Here is a 14,859-nt window from a genome sequence, read left to right as displayed (position 1 = left end):
ATCAGGAGTGTATATGAAATATCTTGATTTTATAATGCCCCTTTTTCAAAATGTCCTTGACATGGGGACCAGTTTATAGTTTAAGCACCCTCTTTTATTTCGTATTAACCAGTTTCTAACTCTTTCGTTGTTCCTTTTTAGTTTGCCCTAATCGTTCTATTTTTGGTTCATAAGATTGTTTCTTTAATTCTTGAAAATGCTGATCCATCTCAGGAAATTTTTCTGCTAAAACTTCTCTTCCAGATTCATCTTTATTGCTCATTAATTTAAAACCTCCTTAAAATTCAACTTGCAACCTTAACAGTATTTCCTTAATTGAAGGAAAGATGTTTGGGATTTTTTATAAATTAAGTAAATCCTCTTTTAGACTTAACACGTAGATTTAACACAAAAACTTCCGTAATCCCTTGTGATTTCTGTTTAAGAAAAGATTCATCTTCTGCATCTCTTTGAATATAGTTTAAACTATCAAGCTAACGCTCTTACCAAATTACACCTTTTATAACAAGAAGCTCTCCTCTAGTTTTAAAGCCTATTTCGGGAACAGATATTAAAGGATCTAAAGGCAGTTATCCATAAGATGATAACTGCCTTTAGATCCTTTATAGATCCGGATTATCCTCGATTCTTTTTATTGCCTCCCGAATTACTAAGGGTATTAGTTCTGTTTCAGATTTCTTATTATTGTACATGACGAGAACGCCTTCCCCAAAAGCCACTTCTCCGAGTTTTTCACTCACTATTAGATACTCCATGACAAAGCTTGATTGACTCATCGATTTTACTCTTGCGCCAACGACTATCTGATCCGGATATCTCAACGATTTTAGATATTTACAAGTAGTCTCAGCCAATACAGTCCCTGTACCCGTTATATTTCTCATTTGCATTAGCCCAATTTCTTGGAAATACTGAATTCGTGCATTTTCAAAGTATCTAAAGTAGTTAATGTTATTTATATGACCTTGGGCGTCCATTTCACCCCATGCAATGGACATTTTTAAATGAACGGGAAAATCATGCAAATCCATCTTACCAAAGAGGCCACCTTTCTTCTGAAAACTGCTTCTGCGTTTGAAACAAACTCTCAAACTTCGTCAGAAGACCTTAAACGTTCAGCAACACCTTTTCCATCCAGAACACCTGGCAGAGGAAAGATGCCCTGTTTCTCCAAGAGCTTGCGCAGTTTTTCTGTTTCACGAACAATCACGACAGTAGGACTGTATAATCCGAGCACATACTCCCGGTATTTACGAGCCGAAGCGATAGATGCCGCTTGTTCCGGTGTGGTGCATTCCAGGAGGCTAAGTTGAACGAAGGTGACTTGACCAAAGGACTCAACCCATTGTTGGAGAGTGAGGACAAGGTTTTCGGGCAAAGGATATGCGCTTAGTTTTGCAAGCAAGGTCAGCACTTTAGAGGCAGGCACTCCTCGTTTCAGAGCGTTCATGAGATAATTCTTGTCTAAGCGGTATTTAAGCATCTGGTCCTGCTGTACTAGCAGGGCGAATTGACTTAGTTGCCAACGAATCGACCAAGATACAGAGTGGGGAAGTAATATTTCAAAGTTCGGTTGGACATATGCCGTATCAGGACCACTCGTTGGATAGACCTGATCAATGAGACACTTGATCTCAGAAACATAGTCTTCTACCTTTTGCCTTTTTAATAATTTAGGGATAATAAACTGTCCCAATGGAGTAAGCCTCACTAAAATATCTTCCTGATATTCGCCCCAATCCAGTAAACCAAGGAAACGCATTGGGTCCAACAAGCTAATTACTCTATCCCTTGGAAACAAGGCACGTGAAAAGTTGGCTGGAATCAACTTACTCGCCTTTTGAGTCCAGCTTGTCCATTCAGTACAGTTCACCAATAACGGCAACATCAGAAAAAATCCTTTATTAGGAATAGTATTCAAGTGGGACGGAAAGATCTGGCAAAGCAAATCTTCCACTGTAATGTGCTCTGTTAATTCTCTTCCCAATGCAGTCAGCGCTAACCGATCTCCTTTTGGCGAAATCAATTTAAAAAAATTCACTACTCCTAAAAGCCAGAAGAAATAACTCTCCATAGTAAAAAGTTTATCAGGCCGGGCAGGCTCAGTCAAAGCAGTCAGCACACGCTTTAAAGAGTTTTTGTTGACCTCACGAGCACGTGTGATCGAAACTTCGCCTTGCTCAACCATCACTAGGAAATTAAAAATGTTATCTAAAGTACCTGACAGGTCGGCAGTATAGGATCGCACCGGCACGAGCTTAGATAACTCCGGGTAAACTTGATCATCGATAAACTGCCAAAATGCTTCAGTTACCCCTTTTTCAAGAGAAAGCAAATTCGAATAACGTCCTTCAACCATGAGACCGACTTTCTTCCATTTGCTGATTATCCTAATCGCTTCAGGATAATCAGGACCCAAAAGATCCCTGTCTAAATAACGAAAGCTATCATAGTTATAACTATAGAACTGGTCAATACTCACGTCCTTAGGTTGTCTATAGACCGTGAAGGCAAGTAGAATTCGCTCCAGCGGGTCCATCTTGGCAAGATAGTCGGGCCAAGACTCTGGCTTAAGCTTCTTTTGAGGAACTGCATTAGGTTTAGGCACTGATTTGATGCTTGTTTTAGGGTTCTGTTTATTGCTCGGCTCCAAGGGCCTGCTCGAAACCGCGTTCTTAGAAGAATTGTTTACTGAAGGCTGACCCGCTTCATGAGTAGGCGGCTTAAAACCAGGAGGCAATTTTTCCCCAAAAACTGGCCGCCATTTGGGAGTTTTAGACATGGTTCAAATCCTCCTCATTCAAGATCTTCTTCAATCATGATCTTGTATGCATACCCTTGTTCGGTGAGAAAAAGCTGACGGTGCATAGCAAATTCCTGTTCTTTGGTATCCTTTGAAACCAAGCTGTAGAAATAAGCTTTGCTCTCTCCTTGCTTAGGCCGCAATATTCGGCCTAACCTTTGCGCCTCTTCCTGCCGGGATCCAAAGGTACCAGAGACCTGAATGGCTACATTGGCATCCGGTAAATCGATGGCAAAATTGGCCACTTTAGATACCACTAAATGACGCAAGCGGCCGCTTCGAAATTCTTCATAGAGACGGTCACGTTCTCGTTGCGGAGTTTTACCCGTAATTAAGGGTGCATCCAGCTCACGGGCCAGCATTTCCAACTGCCGGACATACTGTCCAATCACCAACACTAAATCATCACGATGTCGCTCTATCAACTCAGACACCTTGTCCGACTTGAGAGGATTCTCCGCCGCCAACCGGAATTTCTCTTTTTCCTCTGCTAAAGCATAGTCCATCCGGCGAGCTTTACTCATTGGGATTCTCCACTCCATGCACTCAGCCGTTGCAATCCACCCTTGTGATTCCAAGATCTTCCAGGGGACATCCATTTTCTTCGGACCTATCAAAGTAAAAACTTCATCCTCCTTGCCATCTTCCCGCACTAAGGTTGCTGTCAAACCTAGGCGTCGCTTGGCCTGCAGATCGGCTGTGGCACGAAAGACTGGTGCAGGTAACAGATGCACCTCATCATAGATAATCAGTCCCCAGTTCTTTTTATTAAATACATGAAAGTGACGAAAGTTCCCGTCAACACGAGAGCGATGGGTAAGAATTTGGTATGTAGCTACAGTGACCGGGCAGATCTCTTTTTTCCCACCTGTATATTCCCCTATTTGCGAAATATCCAGGGTGGTTTTATCCGTCAATTCGCGCAGCCATTGCTTGACTGCACTCGTATTTGTCGTCAAGATTAGAGTCTCACACTGCAATTCCATCATCACACCCATGCCGATCACAGTCTTACCCGCACCGCATGGCAACACTAAAACTCCACTTCCACCATGAACCGAACCTTGCTGATGAAAGGTTGCGACGGCTTCTTGCTGGTATGACCGCAGGGCAAACGGTTCACTCTCAGAATTGTCGGTACGCCAGGCGATCGGCAAAGGGGTACCTGCCATATAACCCGCTAAGTCTTCGACTGGATAAAACAGCTTCATCAGGAGTTGTTTCAATTGCCCACGTGCTTCTGGGTTGATCTCTGCACGGGTAGAGGAACTTAGGGAATCGTCATTCCTGTCATCGTCCCCAAGCAAGGGCTTGACCTCTTTATGACGGACGATTTCCAAGATGATCAAAGGGTCCTCCGCAGTCAGAAATAGCTTATTATCCTCTCGAACAAGTTTTACTAAGCCGTAGCGACCCATAAGCTGCTGAATTTCTGTACGTACCGAGTCAGGCAGAGGGAATTTACTGTAGCGCTCCAGACCATTTAATACATCAGCAACAGAAACCCCGCTAGAGGCTGCGTTCCATAACGATAACGGAGTAATCCGGTAAGTATGGATATATTCCGGGCTTTTTTCCAATTCTGCAAAGATGGCTAATGTATCGCGAGCTTCCTCATATAGAGGATTATGTACTTCCAACAGAACCGATCGATCGCTTTGGATGATCACAGGGTTGGTTGCAGATGGCATCAGGGTCTCCTTCTTCCGATTAAATTCGTCATAATTATAGCATAAAAAAGAGCACTTCGAAGAGTGTTCTTTTACAAATGCCAGTTCATCACAGTCCTTCTTTTACTGCGCACTATCATCCTAGGCAGTGCCTCCTTATCTTGAAGTCTAAACGTGTCTAAAAATACTCTCTGACTCGTTGGCATCGCTCATATACACATCGACACTTGTAATGTTTCTCACGCCCAGTGTTTTTATCGCCGAGGTGTAGGGCATGATGACCATATTGTTGGTTGAACCCAAGATCTAACCGCTTGTTTCATTTAAAACTCTATCCAGGGTAACCGTGTTACGTTACCATTGATCAATAGTTGTTGACCAACAAGCTCAGCACCGAACAACAATAAGAACCTCCTCAATAGATTAGTATTTTATTTACCTCCAATCAAGTAAGCCTGACTTAGCAGCTCAATCGGGTGCATTACTTTTTGCGTCAGTTGATTTTTGCGAACTCCATGCCCAATCTGCATCTCACAGGCCGGACAAGCAGTCGCCACCACTTCAGCCCCCGTATCTCTGATATTATTAAGTTTCTTATCAAGGATCTGCATAGAGAGCTGATAATAAGATAAATTGAAGGAACCTGCAGAACCACAACATTGGGTCGTTCCGTTCATTTCTTTAAGTGAAAGACCCGGGATCTTTTTAAGAAGTTCACGCGGTTCTTTTTGGATCTTTAGTCCCCTAATGGCATGGCAGGGATCATGATAAGTTACTGTAACCGGGACATTATTTTTGGGGATTTTGAGTTCAATATCTTGTATGAGGAATTGAGTAATATCTTTAACTTTAGAACTAAATGCTTTGGCTTCTTCAGTCCCTAATTTTTCCCCATACTCTTGGAGCGCCACCCCGCAACTTGGACAATCCCGTAATAATCGAGTCAACCTGTAATTTTGTGAATTTTTAACATTTTCTGCAGCCAGATGCAACATTGTCTCTTCATCCCCACTGGCCTCCGCGGGCACCCCACAACACACCTGCTCCGGAATAAAGACTTCCACTTTGTTTTCTTTAAGCACGTTGAGTACAGATCTTCCTGTGTTTTGAAAAACGTAATTTGTCATACACCCTGTAAAATAAGCAACACGTCTTTGCGGATTCTCCACGGGAATTCTCTGGGAAACCTCTTGACGAAAAGGGCGTCCTCCTTGAATATCCGGCAGAAGCTTCTCTTTAGCTTCTAAGTTGGATGGGAAAGGTTTTAAGATACGGGACTTTCGCACCAGCCACCGCAGTCCTGTACGCTGGTAGATCGCTAAAAACCGGGCGACTAGGTTCAAGCGGCCATTGGACTTGAGCAAATGATGAAATACTGTCTATTTAATGAGAGGTAATCCATTCTTACCAACAAGCTCTTTGCGAGCGGCCAAAACGAGTTGATCTGTGGCTACACCATTCACTTTTGAAGAGCATTAACAGATAGAATGATGGCACTGTTATAATTAGAAACTTATTAGATAAGCTTACTTATTTAGCAAAGAATGTTTTCATAACACAGGACAACTAATCAAAATCCTTACATATTGTTTGAATAGTTTTAATTTTATAATAAGATGACTAGTAAGTAAAACAAAAAACCGTTTTAACCACGCACGACTTACCCCAAGGAGGCGGCATGCAAATTTTTCAATAGTTTTAGTCCCATATACACTAAAAAGGCACTCCCGCATAGCCGGAGTGCGCGTTTGAAGGTATAAAGGTATGAAAGCATGCCAACTTTAGATTGACATGCCTTCATACATGCTATCAGGTAAACTCCTAAGAGCGGTTTATCAATATTGCATTTCCGCAAAACGCTTTAAGGTCTGATATTTTTCTCGAGCGTGCCCTTCAGCCGCATCGAACATCTCTTGAGCGACATCTGGGAATACGTTCATGAGAGAAGAGTAACGGATTTCGCCTTTTAAGAAATCTTGGAAAGAAGCAGTGGGTTCTTTCGAGTCAAGAACAAAAGGATTCTTGCCTTGATCTTTAAGACGAGGGTCATGTCTCCAAAGATGCCAGTATCCTGCTTCAACTGCCTTTTTCTGTTCAAAGATACTCGTGCCCATACCGGATTTGACCCCATGGTTGACACAAGTAGCATAGGCAATTATGATAGACGGTCCGCGATAACTTTCTGCTTCTGCAATCGCTTTAATCGTTTGATTCATATTGGCTCCCATAGCAATTTGAGCAACATAGACATACCCATAGGTCGTAGCCATTAGTCCAAGATCCTTTTTACGAACCTTTTTCCCTGAAGCTGCAAATTTTGCGATGGCTGCCGTCTGAGTTGCCTTTGAGGCTTGTCCCCCCGTGTTGGAGTAAACCTCAGTATCCATTATTAGGATATTAACATCATCCCCGCTCGCTATGACATGGTCTATTCCATTGTAACCAATATCATAAGCAAAGCCATCCCCGCCAAAAATCCAAACAGAAGGTTTGATGAGATAATCCTTCTTCTCCTTGATTTCGCGAAGAAGAGGATTGCCAGCGACATCTTCGTTTTTCATCGCTTCAAGTACTCGGCTCGATGCTCTCTTTGAACCTTCTCCATCCTCCATATTTTCCAGCCATTCTCGGAAGGTTTCTTTAATGTTTTCGTTAAGAGGACTCTCTAAGCCTTGTTGCATCAGCTGAGCTATTTTTGCTCGAATTTGCTTCGAGCCAAGATATATTCCATAGCCGAACTCGGCATTATCCTCAAAGAGCGGACTCATCCAAGCGGGTCCTTTCCCTTCAGCATTAACCGTATACGGAATAGAGGGTGCGCTTCCGCCCCAGATGGAGGAACAACCCGTGGCGTTGGCAATTACCATACGGTCACCATACAACTGAGTAATAAGCCGGGCATAAGGTGTCTCACCACACCCTGGACAAGCACCATTGAACTCAAGCAACGGCTGGGCAAATTGACTTCCTTTTAAGGTCTTAACATCCATGAGATGGCGTTTTTCAGTGACGTTTTTAATCGCATATTCCCAGTTTTCTGATTCCATTTCAATCTCATGATCAGCAGGTTTCATAATAATCGCTTTCCCTGGTGCAGGACAAACGTCGGCACAGTTTGAACACCCTGTACAATCAAGGGGTGTGACCTGAATTCGATAGTGGTAACCTTCCAGCCCTTTGCCAATTGGCTTCTTTGTTTTGAAGGTATCAGGTGCTTTTTCAAGCTCCCTGTCATCCAAGAGGAAGGGCCGAATGGTGGCATGGGGACAGACATAGGAACACTGATTACACTGAATACATTTATCGATTTGCCATTCGGGTATATAAACTGCGATCCCCCGTTTTTCATATCGAGTTGTGCTTAGCGGGAAAGTACCATCTTCAACACCAACAAAAGCACTGGTCGGCAGGTCTTCTCCCTCATGACGGGCCATAGGCCGTTGAATGTTTTTAATAAAGTCTGGCTCTACCTTAATTGGCATATCCTCATCAGGAACCTCAGCCCATGAAGCTGGGACCTCTACTTTATGTAAGGCATTAATTCCACGGTCGACAGCCTTATGATTCATCTCTACAATATTTGACCCCTTTTTGCCGTAGACTTTCTGAATAGAGTCTTTAAGGTATCGAATTGCATCCTCGACAGGAATCACCTTCGCTAACTTAAAAAAAGCAGCCTGCATGACCATGTTGATGCGTCCACCGAGTCCGATTTCTCCTGCAATGGAAATGGCATCAATGATATAGAAACTGATATTATTTTTTGCAATATGACGTTTTAGTGAAGCTGGCAGATGATCTTCCAGTTCATCAGCTCGCCAAGGACAGTTTAGAACAAAGGTTCCGCCTTTTTTTAGGCCTCTCAGAAGGTCATAGTGATAAATAAATGACTTATTATGGCAAGCAATATAATCCGCATCAAAGACTAGATAAGAGGATTTGATGGGTTGCCTGCCAAAACGCAGGTGTGATATTGTAGTCCCGCCGGATTTCTTACTGTCATATTCAAAGTAACCTTGAACATTAAGGTCGGTATTATCTCCGATAATTTTTATCGCGCTTTTATTCGCACCAACCGTACCATCAGAGCCAAGTCCCCAGAACTTACATCGAATTGTCCCTTCTGGCGAAGCATCAATGGTCTCCTCTATTGGTAAGGAAGTGTGGCTTACGTCATCAACAATGCCGACAGTAAAGTGATCTTTGGGCTGAGCCTTCTTCAGATTTTGGTAAGTGGCCAGAATTTGGGAGGGAGTAGTATCTCTAGAACCTAAGCCATACCGTCCCCCTACGATGATTGGCCTTGTAGTCTCATGGTTAAACATTTGTAAAACATCGAGATATAAAGGTTCACCTGTCGAGCCTGGTTCCTTCGTTCGGTCAAGGACCGAGATCTTCTTAACAGATTTAGGCAGGACATCAAAGAAGTATTTTTTAGAAAAAGGCCGATATAGATGAACTTTAATCAGGCCAACCTTTTCTCCCCTTTGCGCCATGAAGTCAATCGTTTCTTCGATAGTATTACAAACAGAGCCCATAGCTACAATGATGTTTTCGGCCTCAGGGTCACCATAGTACTGGAAGGGATGATACTCGCGTCCAGTAATTTTCTTAATCTCTTTGAAGTAGTCTTCGACGATATCTGGTACAGCGTCAAAGAAGGGATTTGAAACTTCTCGCCCTTGAAAATAAATGTCTGGATTTTGGGCAGTACCTCTGAGTACTGGATGGTTTGGATTTAAAGCCCTGTCCCTAAATTCCTGAATTTTTTCATAGTCCACCAGCTTAGCAATTTCATCATAACTTGTCGTCTCGATTTTTTGTACTTCATGTGAGGTTCTGAACCCATCAAAAAAGTGTAAAACTGGAACCCGTGACTTAATAGCAGAAAGGTGCGAAACAAAACCTAAGTCCATCGCTTCTTGAACATTATTGGCGCAAATCATTGTAAAACCAGTTTGCCGAGCAGCATTGATATCTTGATGATCCCCAAAAATTGACAAGGCATGTGTTGATAAAGCTCTGGCTGTGACATGGAATACTGCCGGCACTAAATTTCCAACTAATTTATACATTTCAGGAATCATAAGCAGTAAGCCTTGGGAAGCCGTATAGGTTGTGGTTAAGGCTCCAGCTTGGAGTGAGCCGTGCAGTGCGGCTGAAGCTCCAGACTCGGATTGCATCTCTACAACTCTTACCGGTTGGTCAAATAAATTCATTTTACCATGTGCTGCCCATTCGTCGACTCCCTCAGCCATCGGAGAAGAAGGCGTAATCGGGAAGATGGTTGCAACCTCAGTCAGAGCATAAGATGCTTCTGCTGCGGCCTGGTTCCCATCCATTGTTTTCATTTTCTTGGCCACACTAAGAACCTCCTCAAATAAACTTTAAATCGTAAGCTTGAATTAGTATTCGTAACTGGATGACTCTCATACATTTTTTTCAATAAAAAAAAGATTTTAGTAATAAACATGCTGATTACCGCATGCACTAAAAAGGATTATAATAAGAAAAAGAAGTTTTACATTCAAAGGTGGAGAATTCTAGAATGATTGATCTTAAGAGCAGCGCACGACAAGCCAAAATCGGCTGGTTTCTCCTTATAGGATTGGCAGCGACTTTTGCCTCTTTATATCTTTGGTCAGCCATCTTTCCAGGACCTATAGATCCTTCTGTGAGTGAGTTTTTTTCACTAGAAATAGCTAAAAAGGCTAGAATATACAATTCAACACCGCGTATCCTCTATATAATAAAGTTCTTCTTCCAGACCATCCTTTTATTTTATCTGCTCTTTAGTTCAGTGGGACAGACTTTCTTTGAGCGCCTTCGGAAGATTAGCAGGAATTATTTGTTAGTCTCTGGATTATCCATCCTGAGTATTTGGACTCTGTTCAAAATTTCATCCCTGCCTTTTTCATATTATGCCGGGTACCACTGGCAAAAAGTCTGGGGTTTCAGTACTCAAAATCAGAGTGCTTGGTGGATTGACTATTTTAAAAATGCCGGAATCGAGCTCCTTATTTCTCTTGCGGGAGGGCTCATATTTTTCTGGTTGGTCAACAGGTTAACACGCTATTGGTGGCTGGTCTGTGCTTTTCTATTTAGTCTCTGGCTCGTTATAGCGCATCTTTGTTGGCCAATAGTTATATCTCCGCTCTTCAACCATTTTGAACCCTTACCCGATTCCGCTGTCGTTACCATGGTAGATGATCTAGCCCAACAGGCCGGACTGGACATTAGTGAAGTTCTGGTGATGGACGCCAGCAAGCAGACAACCTTAGCTAATGCTTATTTTGCCGGAGTGGGAACTACTAAACGAATTGTCATATACGATACCCTCTTAGATAATTATTCTTTACCTGAGGTCAAAGCCGTTATTGCTCACGAGATGGGACATTGGCGACATAACGATATCATCTCTGGGCTTTTCTACGGTATCATTGGCGGTTTCATTGTCTTCGGTTTATTGGCTGTCCTGTTAAAACCATGGTTGCCTAAAACCAGCAAAAAACCGCCTCAACTCTGGGCAGCGTTACAACTGGCTCTTCTCCTTCTTCTCTTTGTAAGCAATCCTCTCCAAAATGCAATATCCAGAGAAATTGAAGAAAGTGCGGATCGTTTTTCTCTCGAACTCACCGGAGACCTCAATGCAGAAATCCAGTTGCAACAAAACCTGGCCCGCACGAGTTTATCCGACTTATCTCCTCCCCGCTTTATCGTCTGGTTCAGCTACAGCCATCCACCAGCGCTAGCCAGAATAAACACCTTAGAAGAGGAATAAGGATTAACACTGCCTAACAACCATGACGATGGGGAGATCCAAAAGAAATGGGAGTGTCGCTGACTACTTTTAAAAATGTAGTCAGCGACACTCCCTGCTTCTTTCCCTGCAGAAATCAATTAACCGCTTGACGGGTTGCTTCTTGGATTATTGCCCTTTTCCTAATAAAAAATATTAAGCATTTATTCAGTTAGCCTTCAGCCATATTTCAGCAAGGCTTTATATACTTACTACAGATCAAAAAATTGTTTCCTTGGAAACGCCAAGAGATTCAAAAAAGGAGAACGTGAGCAAAATGGCGATAACCGCTTTTAAACGCTACGAAATGAAATTTATGCTTACACAAGCACAGTTAGATACTCTGATTCCCAAACTGTTAGAGTACATGAACCCTGATGATCATTGCCAAAACGGAAAGGAGTACAGCATTTACAATCTTTATTACGATACTAGTGACCACAATTTAATTCGGCACTCTCTTTCTAAACCCTATTACAAAGAAAAACTTCGTTTGAGAAGCTACTTCGTCCCAACATCATCCAATGACAAGGTGTTCTTAGAACTAAAAAAGAAAATCGGTGGCATCGTCAATAAGAGACGTGCTGTCCTAACGTTAAAAGAAGCCGATGATTTTATAAACTTCGGGAAACGTCCTGTTACGATGAACACTATGACCCAACAGGTCGTCAATGAAATAGAGTATTTTTTAAGTCACAACGACGTTGCTCCAGCGGTTTACATTAGCTATAAACGACTGGCGTTTTTCGGAAAAGCGGATAAGGATTTTCGAGTAACCTTTGATTACGACATTACGACCCGCAGAACTGAGTTGAGTTTGGAAAAAGCTAGTTATGGGGAACAGCTCTTAGACAAAGGGAAGTATTTAATGGAAGTTAAAATCTCCAATGCTGTACCAATGTGGTTATCTAAAATTTTATCGGATCTATTCATCTACCGCACCGGCTTTTCAAAATATGGCCAAGAATACCAAAACGCCTGCCCCCACCTTTATCCAAGCCAATGTGTCAATTATTAAATGTGTTTGAAAGGAGCCAACCTAATGTTAGAAACAATACTAGCCTCCACCAGTGGAGATTCCCTTACGTTAATGAGTTCTCTGGCAGTTTTATGTTCAGCCTTAGCAATAGGTCTGTTCATCAGCCTCGTTTATCTCCAGACCCATAAAAAAGAGGGTTATTCTGCAGGTTTCACTATCACCTTGATCATGTTACCGGCCATCATTTCCGTCATCATTTTGTTGATTGGGGATAACGTGGCCAGAGCCTTTAGTCTGGCCGGTGCCTTTAGCCTGATTCGTTTCAGAAGTGCTCCCGGTGAACCGAAGGATATTGCCTATGTCTTCTTCACTTTGGCAGTAGGGTTAGCGTGCGGAATGGGTTATATCCTCTATGCAGCCCTGTTTGCCGTAATCTTATGTTCAGTCATGGTCCTGCTTTATTACACAAACTTTCCCAACCCAAGGTCGAATGCTATGAACTTGAAAATTACCGTTCCAGAAAATCTAAACTTTCAAGGACTATTTGATGATATCCTCAACACCTATGCTAATTCTTGGAATGTAAAACGTGTTAAAACCAGTAATTTCGGGACCCTTTTTGAAGTGGTCTTTAACCTTAATTTAAAGCAGTCGATCAATCAAAAAGAATTCCTGGACGAACTAAGATGTCGCAACGGCAATCTCAACATTGCCTTAACCTCAAAAGAATATGAAGATAAAATTTACGCTTAAAAGGAGAAATATCATGAAAAAAACACTTGGGATTATTTTATCCCTTACTCTTTTAATAACAGGCACAATAGGGTGTGCAGCCGCGAAAGAAAGCTCCAATGTGGAAAGCACAAGCACTGCCGCCTCTATCAATGCGGTTTCAGTAAACTATGACAGTGACGATTATTATTTTGATTGGAGAAACGGCAGTTATAAGACTATCGGGTTAAACGGAAGCTCAGCCTCCGTAAAAGGTGACGGCTTAGCCGTGCAAGACTCGGTTGTGACGATCTCCGCATCAGGTGTATATGAAATTATCGGCACTTTAACAGACGGGAGTATTATTGTCGATGTGAATAAGGACACCGATAACGGAACGGTATTTCTTGTGTTAAATGGAGCAACTATTGAAAGTCAAACAAGTGCGCCTATCAATATTAAAGGCGCTAAAAAGTCGGTAATACTCCTTGAAAATGGCACTAAAAATTCAGTTGCTGACGGGAGTGACTACATTGTAAATGCCGATGGTGAGCCATCCGCTGCTATTTTCAGCAAGGCCGACCTTACAATAACCGGTGGCGGTACATTAGCGGTTACAGCAGATTATAATGACGGAATTACAAGCAAGGATGACTTAAAAATAACGGACGGTACGTTGATTGTAAACGCAAAGGCTGACGGAATGGTTGGCAAGGACAGTCTAAATGTTAAAAACGGAAACATTGCCATAACCGCCGGTAAAGACGGTATGCGCTCTACTAATGAAACAGATGAGGGCAAGGGAAATGTAGTTGTACAAAATGGACAGTTTACTATTACTGCTGCAAACGATGCTATACAAGCATCGAAACTAGTACAAATTGACGATGGAAACTTTAATCTTAACTCCGGCGGAGGTTATCCCGGCAAAAGTATCAGTAGCGGGAACAATGATTTTGGTGGTCGCCCCGATCAAAATGCCACCTCCACTACAGAGAGTACTGATGAAGAAGAGAGCAAAAAAGGCTTAAAGGCGGGGCAAGGTATTCTTATAAATGGCGGTAATATCAATGTTTCATCCTATGAGGATTCAATACACAGCAACAATGATGTTGCCATAAAGGGTGGAATTCTGACCTTGCAAAGCGGGGATGATGGGTTGCACGCCGACAATAATATATTCATAGACAATGGAGAAATTACCATAAAGAACTCGTATGAGAGTTTAGAGGGTACAAATATAACTGTAAACGGTGGGAAAATTAGCGCCTCCTCTACCGATGACGGAATTAATGTTAATAACAACCAAGGCGTATTGAATATAACCGGTGGCGAAGTTACTTTGAACGCAAATGGTGACGGGCTGGACTCCAATGGGAGCATAAACATGACAGGCGGTACTGTCTATGTTGATGGTCCAGCATCTAACAATAATGCTTCTCTTGATTATGACGGCAGCTTTACCATAAGCGGGGGAACACTAGCAGCATCTGGCAGCTCTGGAATGGCTCAAGCTCCAAGCACCAATACCCAACCGTCAATCCTTATGTATTACAGCTCTGCGCAAGCGGCAGGAAGTACAATAGCGCTTAAAGATCAAGATGGAACAAGTATTGTAACCTATACGCCATCAAAACAATATAACTCGGTTGCAATTTCTTCTCCCAAATTATCAGTAGGCTCTACCTATACGCTTTATAGCGGAAATACCAAGCTAGTTGATGTTACACTTTCGGAGTCTCTAACCTATCTTTCTGAATCGGGTGTCACCACTAAACCGCAAAACGCCGGACCCGGTGTTGGCGGAGGCAAAGGCCCTGGTGGCAACCGCCCACAATAATCAAGATTACCGTTCCTGAAGGAACACCTGGATGGAAAACTTACTAAGAGAAACATT

Annotated in this window: 10 protein-coding genes; 4 read left to right on the top strand and 6 right to left on the bottom strand. The window is 42.5% G+C overall.

The genetic code is table 11. From position 1 onward, the window contains the following. Nucleotides 1-115: 115 nt before the first annotated feature. The 6 genes from M8E35_RS19035 to nifJ all read right to left on the bottom strand — a co-directional run bounded on the left by M8E35_RS19035 (nt 116) and on the right by nifJ (nt 9,836). Nucleotides 116-262 (bottom strand): hypothetical protein, encoded by a 147-nt coding sequence (locus tag M8E35_RS19035; protein WP_252471288.1) that lies wholly within the window; start codon nt 260-262, stop codon nt 116-118. A 340-nt stretch (nt 263-602) separates the two neighbouring features. After that, complete coding sequence (locus M8E35_RS19030; protein WP_252471286.1) at nt 603-1,031, bottom strand: acyl-CoA thioesterase; 429 nt, start codon at nt 1,029-1,031, stop codon at nt 603-605. A gap of 56 nt (nt 1,032-1,087) precedes the next feature. Beyond that, nucleotides 1,088-2,782, bottom strand: a complete 1,695-nt coding sequence (locus tag M8E35_RS19025) for a helicase-associated domain-containing protein (protein ID WP_252471284.1) — start codon at nt 2,780-2,782, stop codon at nt 1,088-1,090. Nucleotides 2,783-2,796: 14 nt separating this feature from the next. Next, entirely contained in the window at nt 2,797-4,494 is a 1,698-nt protein-coding gene (locus tag M8E35_RS19020; RefSeq protein WP_252471282.1) for a DNA repair helicase XPB, read from the bottom strand. Between the two features lie 410 nt (nt 4,495-4,904). Further along, nucleotides 4,905-5,837 carry a (Fe-S)-binding protein gene (locus M8E35_RS19015; protein WP_252471280.1) on the bottom strand — a complete coding sequence of 311 codons (933 nt, stop codon included), beginning with the start codon at nt 5,835-5,837 and terminating at the stop codon, nt 4,905-4,907. A gap of 471 nt (nt 5,838-6,308) precedes the next feature. Then, nucleotides 6,309-9,836 (bottom strand): pyruvate:ferredoxin (flavodoxin) oxidoreductase, encoded by a 3,528-nt coding sequence (gene nifJ, locus M8E35_RS19010; RefSeq protein WP_252471277.1) that lies wholly within the window; start codon nt 9,834-9,836, stop codon nt 6,309-6,311. A gap of 185 nt (nt 9,837-10,021) precedes the next feature. Between nifJ and M8E35_RS19005 the strand changes: the two genes are divergently transcribed. The 4 genes from M8E35_RS19005 (at nt 10,022) to M8E35_RS18990 (ending at nt 14,802) form a co-directional block, all read left to right on the top strand. Further along, nucleotides 10,022-11,254 (top strand): M48 family metallopeptidase, encoded by a 1,233-nt coding sequence (locus tag M8E35_RS19005; RefSeq protein ID WP_252471275.1) that lies wholly within the window; start codon nt 10,022-10,024, stop codon nt 11,252-11,254. Between the two features lie 295 nt (nt 11,255-11,549). Continuing rightward, nucleotides 11,550-12,290 carry a polyphosphate polymerase domain-containing protein gene (locus tag M8E35_RS19000; protein ID WP_252471273.1) on the top strand — a complete coding sequence of 247 codons (741 nt, stop codon included), beginning with the start codon at nt 11,550-11,552 and terminating at the stop codon, nt 12,288-12,290. Between the two features lie 24 nt (nt 12,291-12,314). Continuing rightward, nucleotides 12,315-13,004 (top strand): DUF4956 domain-containing protein, encoded by a 690-nt coding sequence (locus tag M8E35_RS18995; protein ID WP_252471271.1) that lies wholly within the window; start codon nt 12,315-12,317, stop codon nt 13,002-13,004. 13 nt (nt 13,005-13,017) lie between these two features. Continuing rightward, complete coding sequence (locus M8E35_RS18990) at nt 13,018-14,802, top strand: carbohydrate-binding domain-containing protein (RefSeq protein ID WP_252471269.1); 1,785 nt, start codon at nt 13,018-13,020, stop codon at nt 14,800-14,802. Nucleotides 14,803-14,859: the final 57 nt, after the last annotated feature.

Source organism: Desulfosporosinus nitroreducens (assembly GCF_023897015.1).
In the GTDB taxonomy this organism is placed as follows: domain Bacteria; phylum Bacillota; class Desulfitobacteriia; order Desulfitobacteriales; family Desulfitobacteriaceae; genus Desulfosporosinus; species Desulfosporosinus nitroreducens.
This window is presented reverse-complemented; position numbering and strand designations above follow the sequence as displayed.

Bases quoted from the DNA above. Each gene is read 5' to 3' on its own strand.
- M8E35_RS19035 (WP_252471288.1), bottom strand. From the start codon at position 262: ATGAGCAATAAAGATGAATCTGGAAGAGAAGTTTTAGCAGAAAAATTT.
- M8E35_RS19030 (WP_252471286.1), bottom strand. From the start codon at position 1,031: ATGGATTTGCATGATTTTCCCGTTCATTTAAAAATGTCCATTGCATGG.
- M8E35_RS19025 (WP_252471284.1), bottom strand. From the start codon at position 2,782: ATGTCTAAAACTCCCAAATGGCGGCCAGTTTTTGGGGAAAAATTGCCT.
- M8E35_RS19020 (WP_252471282.1), bottom strand. From the start codon at position 4,494: ATGCCATCTGCAACCAACCCTGTGATCATCCAAAGCGATCGATCGGTT.
- M8E35_RS19005 (WP_252471275.1), top strand. From the start codon at position 10,022: ATGATTGATCTTAAGAGCAGCGCACGACAAGCCAAAATCGGCTGGTTT.
- M8E35_RS19000 (WP_252471273.1), top strand. From the start codon at position 11,550: ATGGCGATAACCGCTTTTAAACGCTACGAAATGAAATTTATGCTTACA.
- M8E35_RS18995 (WP_252471271.1), top strand. From the start codon at position 12,315: ATGTTAGAAACAATACTAGCCTCCACCAGTGGAGATTCCCTTACGTTA.
- M8E35_RS18990 (WP_252471269.1), top strand. From the start codon at position 13,018: ATGAAAAAAACACTTGGGATTATTTTATCCCTTACTCTTTTAATAACA.